This is a genomic window from Rhodococcus sp. MurmanLake-1, from assembly GCF_056945715.1.
Genome location: NZ_JBWZNF010000001.1, coordinates 989219 through 1001031, shown reverse-complemented (window position 1 = coordinate 1001031; position 11813 = coordinate 989219). Strand labels below are relative to the sequence as shown.

The window sequence follows — 11813 nt, the reverse complement described above, 5'->3', positions numbered from 1 at the left end:
GGTCTTGTTACCGGGTGAGGATCAATTGACTTCGCGGTCATCGCACGCAGCACCGGCGCAATAACCGTTTTCTACCTTTGGGTCTCCAACATATTCAGGAGGCCCTGGTGAGTCATTACATCGAGCATTGGGATGCAGAGGACGTCGACGCCTGGGAATCCGGCGGCAAGGACATCGCGAAGCGGAACCTGATCTGGTCAGTGGTAGCCGAACACGTCGGCTTCTCGATCTGGTCGATCTGGTCCGTGATGGTGTTGTTCATGCCGACGGATATCTACGGCATCGACGCGGCCGGAAAGTTCTTCCTCGTCGCAGTGCCCACACTTGTCGGGTCGGTCCTCCGCATTCCATACACGGTTGCCACCGCACGGTTCGGCGGTCGTAACTGGACCGTCATGAGTGCGCTGTTCCTCTTCGTACCAACACTTCTCACGCTCTACCTGATGATGAATCCGGGTGCGTCGTACACCACGTTCATGTTGGTAGCGGCCACTGCAGGTATCGGCGGCGGCAACTTCGCGTCGTCGATGACCAACATCAATGCCTTCTACCCGCAACGCCTCAAGGGGTGGGCGCTCGGTCTCAATGCCGGCGGCGGCAACATCGGTGTGCCGATGATCCAGCTGATCGGTCTGCTGGTGATCGCCACCGTCGGTAACCGTGCTCCGTGGATCGTGTGCGCTGTCTATCTCGTGTTCATTGCCGCTGCTGCCGTCGGTGCCGCGCTGTTCATGGACAACCTGGGCAACCAGAAGTCGGACCTGCGCTCGATGGCCAAGGCACTCAAGTTCTCCGAGTCGTGGGTGATCAGCTTCCTGTACATCGGTACGTTCGGTTCCTTCATCGGATTCAGCTTCGCCTTCGGTCAGGTTCTGCAGATCAACTTCCTCGCCGGCGGTGCCACTCCGGCCGCGGCCGCGCTGCATGCAGCACAGATCGCCTTCATCGGTCCTCTCCTCGGTTCGATCGCTCGCCCCCTCGGCGGCAAGCTGGCCGACCGGATCGGCGGCGGCAAGATCACCATGTGGACGTTTGTCGCCATGGCATTCGCTGCATCGATTCTCGTGACGGCCGGAACGATGGACGACAACACCGCGGGCGTCGCCAGCGCCGGAATCATGGTGACATTCGTTCTCGGATTCATCGCCCTGTTCCTGCTCTCCGGCATCGGAAACGGATCCGTTTACAAGATGATCCCGGCGATCTTCGAGGCGAAGGCTCAGAGCTTCGATCACATGGATCGAAGCGAGAAGGCAACGTGGTCGCGCAGTATCTCCGGTGCTCTCATCGGATTTGCCGGTGCGGTAGGCGGTTTGGGCGGCGTAGGCATCAACCTGGTGCTGCGCGCGTCGTACAGCAGCCCCGCGAAGTCGGCGACCATGGCCTTCTGGGTGTTCCTGGCCTTCTACATCGCCTGCATCGCAGTCACCTGGTTCGTCTTCCTGCGCAAGCCGTCGACGCTGACCACAGACGTCGACGAGGCGAAGGTCGCAGTCACGGCGTGAGCGGTCCGCAGAATCTCAGAACTATCTCGTACCTCAGGAAGTAGGCGTCATGAGCAAGTCGGTTGTTGTCATCGGACACGGAATGGTCGGACACCGATTCGTCGAGGCACTGCGTTCGCGCGACGAAGCGAACAACTGGTCGGTGACCGTACTCTGCGACGAGCAGTACGCAGCGTACGACCGAGTCGGGCTGTCCTCGTACGTCGGAGCGTGGGACCCCAAGGAATTGGCACTGGCCGGTAACGATTACGTCGGTGACGGCCTGGTCGATCTCCGAGTGGGGGAAGGCGCGCTCTCGATCGACAAAGATGCACGCACGGTCACGACGACAACCGGCGAGACGATCTCCTACGACGCTCTGGTGATGGCGACCGGTTCGTATCCGTTCGTGCCTCCCGTGCCGGGGCACGACGGCGACGGATGTTTTGTCTACCGCACCCTCGACGACCTCGACGGTATTCGGGCCGCCGCCGAGAAGGCGGGTCCTGGCGCTGTCGGCGTCGTGGTGGGCGGCGGTCTTCTCGGACTCGAGGCCGCAAATGCTCTCTCGCTCATGGGAATGACGGCACACGTCGTCGAACACAATGCGCGATTGATGCCGATGCAGGTCGACGAGGGCGGCGGCGCACTGCTCGCTCGCCTCGTCACCGAACTCGGGCTCACTGTCCACACCGGAGTCGGGACGGCGGGAATCTCGCAGGCCGACAACGGAATTGTGGTCGAACTCTCCGACGGCTCCACTATCGACGCGTCGCTGCTCGTCTTCTCCGCCGGAGTTCGTCCGCGTGATCAGCTGGCCCGCGACGCCGGCATCGCAGTGGGGGAGCGCGGCGGCATTCTGACCGACCTCGGCTGTGTGACTTCGGACGAGAACGTCTATGCCGTCGGAGAATGTGCTGCGGTGGAGGGCCGTTGCTACGGTCTGGTTGCTCCCGGCTACATGACGGCCGAGATCGTGGCCGATCGTCTGCTCGGCGGGGCCGCGGATTTCCCGGGCGCCGACATGTCCACCAAGCTCAAGCTCATGGGCGTCGACGTCGCCAGTTTCGGTGACGCGATGGCGACCTCACCGGGCGCTCTCGAAGTTGTCCTCAGCGACGCGTCCAAGGGGACGTACGCGAAGCTCGTGGTCTCAGATGATGCGAAGATCCTGCTCGGCGGCATTCTTGTCGGTGACGCGTCGGCCTACGCGTCGCTGCGCCCGCTGGTCGGTCGCGAACTACCCGGTGACCCGGCGACATTGATCTCGCCTGCGGGGGAGAAGCCGGGTGCAGGCTCGCTGCCCGACGATGCCGAGGTGTGCTCGTGTAACGCGGTGACCAAGGGAGCCATCTGCGGCGCAATCGCGGCCGGCGCATGCGACATTGCTTCGGTGAAGGCGTGCACCAGCGCCGGAACCACTTGTGGCGGTTGCCTTCCCACTGTGAAGCAGCTGCTGGCCGATTCCGGCGTCGTGATGTCGAAGGCACTGTGCGAGCATTTTGCGCAATCGCGGGCCGAGTTGTTCCAGATCGTGCAGTCGACGCAGACCAGAACCTTCTCGGCGCTGATCGCCAAGTACGGTAAGGGCGCCGGTTGCGACATCTGCAAGCCCGTAGTCGCTTCGATTCTGGCATCGACGGACTCCGATCACATCCTGCACCGCCAGCAGGCGTCGTTGCAGGACACCAACGATCACTTCCTCGCGAACATCCAGAAGAACGGTACGTACTCCGTGGTACCTCGTATGCCTGGCGGCGAGGTCACGGGTGAGCAGCTCATCGTCATCGGTGAGGTGGCGCGTGATTTCGGCTTGTACACGAAGGTGACCGGCGGTCAGCGCATCGACTTGTTCGGGGCTCGTGTCGAACAGTTGCCCGCGATCTGGAAGCGTCTCGTCGACGCCGGGATGGAATCGGGTCAGGCGTACGGCAAGTCCCTGCGGACGGTCAAGAGCTGCGTCGGTTCGAGCTGGTGCCGCTACGGCGTTCAGGACTCGGTAGGAATGGCCGTCGACCTCGAGAACCGCTACCGCGGCCTGCGTTCGCCGCACAAGATCAAGTTCGGCGTCTCGGGATGTGCTCGTGAATGCGCCGAAGCGCGTGGCAAGGACGTCGGCGTCATCGCGACGGAGAACGGTTGGAATCTGTATGTGGGCGGCAACGGCGGACAGTCGCCCAAACACGCTCAACTGCTTGCCGGAGGCCTCGACGACGCAACCTTGGTCAAGTACATCGACCGCTACCTCATGTTCTACATCCGCACCGCCGATCGCCTGCAGCGCACGGCGCCGTGGGTCGAATCACTCGAAGGCGGACTCGATCACCTCAAGGCCGTTATTTGTGAAGACAGCCTGGGAATCGGCGAAGAACTCGAGGCTCTGATGGCCAAGCACGTCGAGGGCTACCAGGACGAATGGGCTGGTGTGCTGGGTGATCCGGAGAAGCTGTCGAGGTTCGTCTCATTTGTGAATGCACCGGAAGAAGCCGACCCGACGGTTGTGTTCGACGAGACCGGAGTGCGCAAGGTTCCAGTCCTGATGGGTATGCCGAGCATCCCTACGCGCCGGTAATAGTCGCGTAACCCGTGGGAAACACGGGGTCCGTAGAAACGTAGACAAGAACCCGCGCGACGTTGTCGCCGGATCGACAGGAGGACTTCGATGAGTGTCATCGATGCGCAGATCGCCAAGCTGGATTCGGATCGACTCGAATGGACGTCGGCCTGCCCGCTGAGCCATCTGATCCCTGGACGCGGGGTCGCCGTGCTTCTTCGCGGCGGCGAGCAGGTGGCGCTGTTCCTGCTAGAGGACGGCACACTGCGGGCTGTCAGCAACTTCGATCCGTACGGCCGCGCCGCGGTGATGTCACGCGGACTCGTCGGCGACCGGGACGGTGAACCGATCGTGGTCTCGCCGCTGCTCAAGCAGGCGTTCTCGCTGGTCGACGGCCGAGCGCTGGACGACTCCGCGGTCGCGCTGCCGGTATACGGAGTTCGCGTGTGGGCAGGCGTCGTTCAGGTACACAGCCTTCAGATGCAGGGCGTTCGCTCGACTGTCGCCGATGCAGTCTCGTGAGTGACGACATGCCGTTGGCTGGATTCACGGTAGGTATCACCGCTTCGCGCCGCGCGGAGGAATTCGCGACGTTGCTGACTCGTCGGGGAGCGGACGTCGTTCACGCTCCGGCGATTCGGATCATCCCTCTCGCCGACGACCGCGAGCTCGAAAGGGTGACACAGCAGATCATCTCGGATCCTCCCGAGGTGGTTGTCGCCACCACCGGGATCGGATTCCGGGGTTGGCTGGAAGCAGCCGACGGGTGGGGTGAGGCGGAAAATCTCGGATCCGCGTTGGGCTCGGCTCGTCTGCTCGCGCGCGGACCCAAGGCCAAAGGGGCAATCCGCGCGGCCGACCTTCGTGAAGAATGGTCTCCGGCATCCGAGTCTTCCGCCGAAGTGCTCGAACATCTTCTTGCAGAAGGTGTCTCGGGAAAACGAATCGCCGTTCAACTGCACGGCGCCACTACCGAATGGGAGCCGATTCCCGATTTCTGTCAGGTGCTGCGCGACGCGGGCGCCGAGGTCATCGCGGTTCCTGTCTATCGATGGGAACCGCCGGAGGATCCGACGCTGCTCGACCGGATGATCGACGCCATCGCTTCAGCTGGAATCGACGCCGTCAGCTTCACCAGTGCACCGGCCGTTGCGTCGATGTTGATGCGCGCCGACAAGACCGGGGATCTCGGCGACATTCTCGACGCGATGCGGGGTCCGGTGGCGGCAATGTGCGTCGGCCCGGTCACCTCGGCGCCGCTCGAAGCCTTGAATGTACCGACCACAGCCCCGGCGCGGGCACGTCTCGGGGCGCTCGCGCGACACATCGTCGACGAACTCCCGCAGCGAGCCAACAAGATTCAAGCCGGCGAACACGAAATCAGCATCCGCGGCGGTTGCGTCGTCGTGGACGGTGAAGTGAAGCAATTGCCGCCGGCTGCGATGTCGTTGATCCGCACTCTCGGGGCGAGCCCCGGCCGAGTCGTCTCCCGCGACGAACTTCTGGCTTCTCTTCCCGGTGGCGGCGGCGACACCCATGCCGTCGAGACCGCCGTCGCCCGATTGCGCGCGTGCCTCGGTGCGCCCAAAGCCGTTCAGACCGTGGTCAAGCGGGGCTATCGACTTGCCCTCGACCCCGGCGACTACGTCCAGAATCCAGGTGACTATGCAACGCGATGACGATGTACTCGTACTGGTAGCTCACGGCACGCGTAGCCCACGCGGCGTGGAAATGGTTGCTGCCCTTGCCGAAGCCGTCGGCACGCGCGTCGGACGCACGCGCGTTGCCTTTGTCGACGTGCTCGGTCCGTCACCTTCTGAAGTCCTCCGGGACACTCCGGGGCGAGCGATTCTCGTACCGGCCTTCCTGGCGTCCGGCTACCACGTTCACACCGATGTTCGACGCGAAGTGGCGATCAGTGAGCACTCGGCTGTGACTGTGACGCCCGCACTCGGACCCGATCCGGCGCTTGCGCGCGTGCTGCTCCGACGCTTGACCGAAGCGGGGTGGAGTCCAGGCGACGCGATAGTGCTTGCTGCCGCCGGGTCCTCCGATGCGCGGGCGCTGCGAGACGTCGAGCGTGCTGCGCTGATGCTCGCCGAAGCGGCGGGGATCCGGGTGGACATCGGATACATCGCGACCGGGGAACCGAAGGTAGCCGATGTCGTTGCAGCAGCACGCGTTCGCGGCGCGAAGCGAGTGTTCGTTGCCTCGTACCTCCTCGCACACGGACTGTTTCACGAAAGATTGCACGCTGCAGGAGCCGATGGTGTGACCGAACCGCTCGGCGTCGATCCGGGAGTGGTGGACCTTGTCGTGAATCGGTATGAGAGTGCGCGAAGGGAACTAGTATCGCTGCATGACGTCTCACTCCGTAACGCCGACGTATGCCGACCTGGTCGCCGCAGTTCGTGAATCCGACGTCAAGGCACAGGCTCTCATCGGTGCACTGACCGAAGAGCAGGCGCGTGAGCCCTCCGGGCTCCCCGGGTGGAGCCGGGGACACGTCGTGACGCACATGTCGCGCAACGCCGACGCGCTGGGCAGATTTGTCGCCGGAGTGCAGGGCGGCGAATCGGGGGAGATGTATCCCGGGGGACCGGACGCGCGCAATGCTGCAATCGAGGAAGGTGCAGATCGCCCGGCTGAGTTGTTGGCTCTCGACTACCGCTTCTCGGGAACGAGACTGGTCGACGCGTTGTGCGAGATCCAGGCAGATCGACTGGACACGCCGGTGCCGTGGCGCAAACCTGTGACGGCATTCGATCTGCCGATTCTGCGCTGGAACGAGATCGAGATTCACCTGATGGACCTCGACATCGGCTACACCTGCCACGACTGGCCTGCCGAGTTCGTGGAATTCACTCTCGCCCGTCAGTTGGGCGCACTGGAGACAGCGGTCCCGGGTGTACGTGTTCCTTCGCTGTCGGATGCGGAGACCTTGGCCTGGTTGGTCGGGAGGCCGACGAGGGTGGGGCTGCCTACCCTCCCTGCCTGGCCTTTCTGAGACACGGCCTTTCTGAGACACGGCCTTTCTGAGAGTTAGAACAGGGTGGGGGCGCTGACGTCGTTGCGTGCTTGGGCCAACCGCGCACTCCACCGTTTCACCAACCACATCTCGACGATCTCGGGTTGGGTGCCGGCGGCATAGGCCCAACTGTCGAGCAGTTCGCAGTACCGGCGGTAGCGACGCGTCGTGAAGCCCGTGACGGAAGGATCCTCGAGCCAGCCCTCGTGGATGAGTGTCGAGACGCCGTACTGATCGATCATCTGAGCGCGTCGGCCTTCGTCCTGTACGCCCACCGCCCACATGAAAGCGGCCATGAGTGATACCCCCACGCCGGGGGTGAGTGGCCACCCGGACCAGGTGTCGCGTCGCACGACCGGCATCGACTTGTTTTTCGAACAGTGATCGAGAATGGCTGTGATCTGGGTCAGCGGATCCTCGTCTTCGCGGTGATGCGGATTGAAGACGTTGGGGAACCGCCGCGTGAACCGTCTGCTTTCGTGCGAGCCTTGCCAGGCCGCGCAGAGAAAGAGCAGTCCGAGGCCGTCGTGCTGGGCGACAACGAGGTCGCTCGACGGGCGAAGGTCGTTGCGTTGAACGATAGCTCGGCCTTCGGTGATCACTTTGCCGTCGAGATCACGCCCGCGCAGGCTGATGGTGTGGCCGGCGTCCTTCAGGTGCGCGTTCCACCAATCCAGGTCGACGGTCGCTTCGTCGTCGAGGACGTGCAGTGGAAAGGTGCGGGAGCGGCACCACTCGACCAATGCGTCCGGCGGTTCGAATCCTTCGTCGACACGATTCATGGCGCGATGATCCCACGAGTCGCCGACAGGAATTCGTCCGACGCGCAGGTCACCGAGATGGAACCGGACACTCGCGGTACGCTCCGCTCATGAAATTGGCGTCCTCGCAGGTGCGGCCGGCGCTGTGGACGGTAGCCATCGCCTTGACGGCCACGGGTCTGAGCGGATGCATCGGTGCCGTCGATCGGATGGATTTCGACAACCAAATGCGCGAACGTGGCGGTGGGATGACGTCGGAGTTGGTGCGAGGCGGGTTCGACAGCCTCGCACATAGATACGGCGTCGACGCGATATCGGTGACCAGCATCGACATCAGCCCGATCGAGACGCTCGGCGTCACCGTTCGTGACCCCGGGAAGCCGTCACAGCTCGACAGATTCTCTTTCGACGGCGTCATTCTCGGCGAGCCCATCCCCGTGCAAGTCAGTGTCACCGATGATCTCGATGCGCGATCGTTCACGCTGGATCAAGTGCCGGCATTGGCGAATGTCGAGAAGTTGGTCGACGACGCGCTGGCGAGCAGCGGAGTCGACGACGGCGAAGTCTCCGGGATCTCGGTCAGTCGCACCGAGTCGATATACGCCTCCGTGATGGTGGAATCCCCACGCTCGCGAGTACTTGTGGTCTTCGAGCCTGACGGAACTCCCTTTCTGGTGCAGCCGCTGTGAGCCGCCGAATCGCTCCGTTACTGATCTCGGTAGCGGTGATCGTGGTCGTGGGAATCTTTGCCGCACTGCTGTCTTCGGTGATCTGGCCCGGCCAGGTCGCGCACTTGGCGCCGATCTTCTGTGAAGAACCGACATCGAGCGCGATGGTCGTCTCGGATTCCTTTACCGACGGCGACGGTACGTCCACCAATTTCACGCTGTACTGCGTCGGACCGCGCGGTCAGACCGTTGATGCCGGCTGGCTGCTGCCGTTCTTGGTGCTGTGGGGCGTGTATTCGCTGGTGCTCGCGATCGTGGTCGGCGTGATCGTGCTGGCGGACGTCGGCCGGCGCGGGCGCCGAAACCGCTGACCCCGTCAGCGTGGGAGGACGACCAATTCGGCGACGGCGCCGTCGTCGGAGTGTGCCGGTACGAGTGCAAACGCCGAGCGTTCGATCAACCCCGCAAGGTGCGCGGTACGTACAGACGGATCGGCGCGCCAGCGACCGTCTTCGGATTGTGTCACCGGCAACAGCCGTACCGCATCGGAACTCACCGCAGCGGCGTTCTCGATGATGCCGAGTAGTGGCGGCGGCGTGTCGCTTCCGGTCAAGGCGGCCACGACGGTGGGCAGCATCGTCAACAGGGTGGTCACGGCGGCATACGGATTGCCGGGGAGGCCGAGAACCACCAGACCACTGGGCAGGACGGCCGTTATCTGAGATCCGCCGGGGCGCGAGGCGACTCGCCCGACAATCGTGCGAGCGCCGAGTCGATCGAGCGCACTGCGCATTTCGTCGGCAGCGCCGCCTCCCGTCGCACCGATGACGACGAGTAGATCGGCTTCCTGGTCGACTCCGTCTGCGAGCACCCGCTCGAAACTGTCCGCAGTGTCTCGCAGGTGCGAATTCGCCACGCACCGTACGCCGTTGCTTTCCAGTATGTAGGGGAGAATCCCGCCGACGGAGTCGCGAGTCTGACCTTCACGCAGTGGACCGGTCCGCCGGATCTCGTCGCCGGTGACTATCAGGCGTGCCCGTACCGGACCACGGACGAGGGCGTCGAACACTTCACCGCTGGCAGCTGCGGAGATCACCGCCGGAGTCACCGCGGTACCTGTCGGGGCGATCGTGAATCCGGTGGTCCAATCTTCCCCTCGTGGTCGAGCGTCGTTGCGGTGCGGCGCATCCGGCATTCTCCGTACCATCCGAGATAGCTCGTCGACGGACAGATACTCGTCACGAATTACCGAGGTGGCGCCGAGGGGCAGGTGTGCTCCCGTGGCAATGCGAATCGCTTCACCTTCGCCGAGTTCGAGTTGCCCGTCGGCGCCCGCGATGCGGATCTCGGTGCGGATTCGCCAGGGGCCCTCGCCGGAGACCGCGTACCCGTCCATCGCCGAAACGTCTGACCTGGGAAGATCACCCAGGGCGACCAGAGGCTGCGCGAGCGTTGCTCCGAGGCTGTCGGCGAGATCGGCACGGTGCGGCGGCAATGCTGTCAGCGAGTTCCTGACGGCGGCGCGGGCTTGATCGACCGTCAGCCGCGGATGGCTTCGCGCGCGATCGATGTCTTCCGGTGTGTCGCAGTCGGTCGTACCAGCGACACTCAGCGTCGAGAACGGCTCGGTGACAATCGCTTTCATAGGTTGGTTCTCCAGCCCCGAACTCTCCCGCAATGTGGACAGGCGTTGCCGGAGTTCGCGAAATGTCCATGCGGAGAACAGGAATTGGGTTCGGTTGTTCTCGTCCACGGCACACGTCACCGGATTGTCCGTCGACGTGGCAGCGATCAAGGCGTCGACTGATTCGGCCTCGATGTGCGGCAGGTCGGACGCCAGCACCACCACCACGGCGTTATCGGGTAACCGGGTCGCAGACAACCCGGCCCAGATCGCCTCGACAGGGCCGGCTCCGGCCGGAGATTCCTGAGTTTGGGTGATTCCAGGATCAAGTTCAGGTCGATGCGGGCCGACCACGACGACGGCGTCGAGATGCGACGTTGCTGAAAGCGCGATGTCGAGGAGCCTGCGACCGTGTACGAGAAGGCCAGGTTTGTCGACACCACCCATTCTGGTCCCGCGACCACCCGCCAGAATGACGGCGGCGGTCGGCGGCGTGGTGGTCATGCCTCCATGCTGCCCCATCGCCGGGGTGAGGACGACCGGTGACACGGGATCAGAAGTGAAACCGTGCCTTCTTCAGGTCGATCCGACCCTCCTTGATCGGTACCCCTTCGAGTTCGAGCTTGGCGATCTGACGATGAGCCAGGTGCGCCGACGGTTTGCCGGAGGCGCCGAGAACCCGATGCCACGGCAGGTCGGCAGAGTCCGTCCGCATGATCCAACCGACCGTGCGAGCACTGGAAAGTCCTGCAGCATCAGCGATATCGCCGTACGTCGCCACGAAACCGGCCGGAATCGACGCGATGAGTCGCCGTACCTCTTCGATCTGCTCTTCGGTGGTGGCTGCCATGTCGGTTCCTTCAGAGCACGCTGCGAACGAGGGCGGCAACTTCGTCGGCCCGCACGTGCGGGACCATGTGGTCACAGTCGAATTCGACGCTGGTCAGATTTTCACCGAGGTGCTCGGTGAGCGCTGCCCGGAACTCGTCGGTGACGTACGGAGGCTGGACTTTCATCGCTTGAACCAGCACGGTCGGCATCGAAGGCGGTGGCAGCACGATCGGGCGAGCGAGTTCGCCCCACCCGGTCACGATTGCGGGCGTGGACAGGCGCCAGTTGACGCGCCCGTTGCCCAGTTGAATCAGGTGCTCGGCCATCTCGACGTCGAGGTCCTGGGTGGGAACCTCACCCCACGAGCCGTGAATCTTCTCGGAGTACGCCTCGGCCGCATCGGTGTAATCCGGTGAGCCGATTGTGAGTTCGGCCACTTCCTGCATGAAAGTCGGATCCAAGCCGATCGCTGGATCGAGCAGAACGAGCCCACGAACGCGTTCCGGCGCGGTGGCCGCGAGGTGAAGCGCCAGCATTCCGCCGAACGAATGCGCGACGATCACCACCGGTCCGTTTGCATGTTCGTCCAGTGTCTCGAGCAGGCTCTCCACGTGGGATTCGATGTTCCACGGGGGAGCCCAGGTCGAGCGCCCGTGACCGCGCAGATCGGGCGAGATCCAGCGCGCTTGGGGCAGTTGGTTCTCGGCCATCGACTGCCAACGGCGGCCGTGACCGGTCAGACCGTGCAGCGAAAGGATCTCCGGCGCCCCGACAGGTCCGTAGAGATACGTATGGAGTGCAGACACGAGGTCAATCATGCCGGATGCAGGCGATGTGTGAGTTGTCGGTGCGCTCTGGTGGAA

12 protein-coding genes are annotated in these 11813 nt (G+C 63.7%); 8 read left to right on the top strand and 4 right to left on the bottom strand.

Annotation, left to right across the window (positions count from 1 at the left end; translation table 11 throughout):
- The first annotated feature begins 104 nt into the window (after positions 1-104).
- The 6 genes from AC2ETI_RS04565 (at position 105) to AC2ETI_RS04540 (ending at position 7045) form a co-directional block, all read left to right on the top strand.
- Positions 105-1505 carry an MFS transporter gene (locus AC2ETI_RS04565; protein ID WP_085989607.1) on the top strand — a complete coding sequence of 467 codons (1401 nt, stop codon included), beginning with the start codon at positions 105-107 and terminating at the stop codon, positions 1503-1505.
- 49 nt (positions 1506-1554) lie between these two features.
- Positions 1555-4056 carry a nitrite reductase large subunit NirB gene (gene nirB / locus AC2ETI_RS04560; protein WP_483633605.1) on the top strand — a complete coding sequence of 834 codons (2502 nt, stop codon included), beginning with the start codon at positions 1555-1557 and terminating at the stop codon, positions 4054-4056.
- A gap of 90 nt (positions 4057-4146) precedes the next feature.
- A complete protein-coding gene (nirD, locus tag AC2ETI_RS04555) occupies positions 4147-4560 on the top strand; it encodes a nitrite reductase small subunit NirD (RefSeq protein WP_019747813.1) in 414 nt (137 codons plus the stop codon).
- Entirely contained in the window at positions 4557-5717 is a 1161-nt protein-coding gene (locus AC2ETI_RS04550) for a uroporphyrinogen-III synthase (protein WP_019747814.1), read from the top strand. Before nirD ends, AC2ETI_RS04550 begins: the two co-directional genes overlap by 4 nt.
- On the top strand, positions 5704-6453 hold the full coding sequence (locus AC2ETI_RS04545; RefSeq protein WP_019747815.1) for a sirohydrochlorin chelatase: 750 nt from the start codon (positions 5704-5706) through the stop codon (positions 6451-6453). Before AC2ETI_RS04550 ends, AC2ETI_RS04545 begins: the two co-directional genes overlap by 14 nt.
- Positions 6398-7045 (top strand): maleylpyruvate isomerase family mycothiol-dependent enzyme, encoded by a 648-nt coding sequence (locus AC2ETI_RS04540; RefSeq protein WP_069145901.1) that lies wholly within the window; start codon positions 6398-6400, stop codon positions 7043-7045. Before AC2ETI_RS04545 ends, AC2ETI_RS04540 begins: the two co-directional genes overlap by 56 nt.
- A 35-nt stretch (positions 7046-7080) precedes the next feature.
- Here the strand turns inward: AC2ETI_RS04540 and AC2ETI_RS04535 are convergent, their stop codons facing one another.
- Positions 7081-7848 (bottom strand): 8-oxoguanine DNA glycosylase OGG fold protein, encoded by a 768-nt coding sequence (locus tag AC2ETI_RS04535; protein WP_003942311.1) that lies wholly within the window; start codon positions 7846-7848, stop codon positions 7081-7083.
- Between the two features lie 89 nt (positions 7849-7937).
- On the opposite strand from AC2ETI_RS04535, the gene AC2ETI_RS04530 reads away from it, so the two are divergent.
- Both AC2ETI_RS04530 and AC2ETI_RS04525 read left to right on the top strand, forming a co-directional pair.
- Positions 7938-8516: a hypothetical protein gene (locus AC2ETI_RS04530; RefSeq protein ID WP_070796178.1), complete on the top strand. Its 579-nt coding sequence runs from the start codon at positions 7938-7940 to the stop codon at positions 8514-8516.
- Complete coding sequence (locus AC2ETI_RS04525; protein ID WP_020907125.1) at positions 8513-8866, top strand: hypothetical protein; 354 nt, start codon at positions 8513-8515, stop codon at positions 8864-8866. Before AC2ETI_RS04530 ends, AC2ETI_RS04525 begins: the two co-directional genes overlap by 4 nt.
- Positions 8867-8871: 5 nt before the next feature.
- Here AC2ETI_RS04525 and AC2ETI_RS04520 read toward each other — a convergent pair whose 3' ends face one another.
- From AC2ETI_RS04520 to AC2ETI_RS04510, 3 genes are read right to left on the bottom strand one after another with little or no spacing between them, the layout of a single operon-like run.
- Positions 8872-10623, bottom strand: a complete 1752-nt coding sequence (locus AC2ETI_RS04520) for an NTP transferase domain-containing protein (protein ID WP_483633604.1) — start codon at positions 10621-10623, stop codon at positions 8872-8874.
- Between the two features lie 49 nt (positions 10624-10672).
- Positions 10673-10969: an MGMT family protein gene (locus AC2ETI_RS04515; RefSeq protein ID WP_019747820.1), complete on the bottom strand. Its 297-nt coding sequence runs from the start codon at positions 10967-10969 to the stop codon at positions 10673-10675.
- A gap of 10 nt (positions 10970-10979) precedes the next feature.
- The gene (locus tag AC2ETI_RS04510; protein WP_019747821.1) at positions 10980-11768 is read right to left on the bottom strand and encodes an alpha/beta hydrolase; all 789 of its coding nucleotides are present in this window, start codon (positions 11766-11768) and stop codon (positions 10980-10982) included.
- Positions 11769-11813: the final 45 nt, after the last annotated feature.

Coding starts and splice junctions, on each gene's coding strand:
- nirB (WP_483633605.1), top strand. CDS start 1,555: ATGAGCAAGTCGGTTGTTGTCATCGGACACGGAATGGTCGGACACCGA.
- nirD (WP_019747813.1), top strand. CDS start 4,147: ATGAGTGTCATCGATGCGCAGATCGCCAAGCTGGATTCGGATCGACTC.
- AC2ETI_RS04545 (WP_019747815.1), top strand. CDS start 5,704: ATGCAACGCGATGACGATGTACTCGTACTGGTAGCTCACGGCACGCGT.
- AC2ETI_RS04540 (WP_069145901.1), top strand. CDS start 6,398: ATGACGTCTCACTCCGTAACGCCGACGTATGCCGACCTGGTCGCCGCA.
- AC2ETI_RS04535 (WP_003942311.1), bottom strand. CDS start 7,848: ATGAATCGTGTCGACGAAGGATTCGAACCGCCGGACGCATTGGTCGAG.
- AC2ETI_RS04530 (WP_070796178.1), top strand. CDS start 7,938: ATGAAATTGGCGTCCTCGCAGGTGCGGCCGGCGCTGTGGACGGTAGCC.
- AC2ETI_RS04520 (WP_483633604.1), bottom strand. CDS start 10,623: ATGACCACCACGCCGCCGACCGCCGCCGTCATTCTGGCGGGTGGTCGC.
- AC2ETI_RS04515 (WP_019747820.1), bottom strand. CDS start 10,969: ATGGCAGCCACCACCGAAGAGCAGATCGAAGAGGTACGGCGACTCATC.
- AC2ETI_RS04510 (WP_019747821.1), bottom strand. CDS start 11,768: ATGATTGACCTCGTGTCTGCACTCCATACGTATCTCTACGGACCTGTC.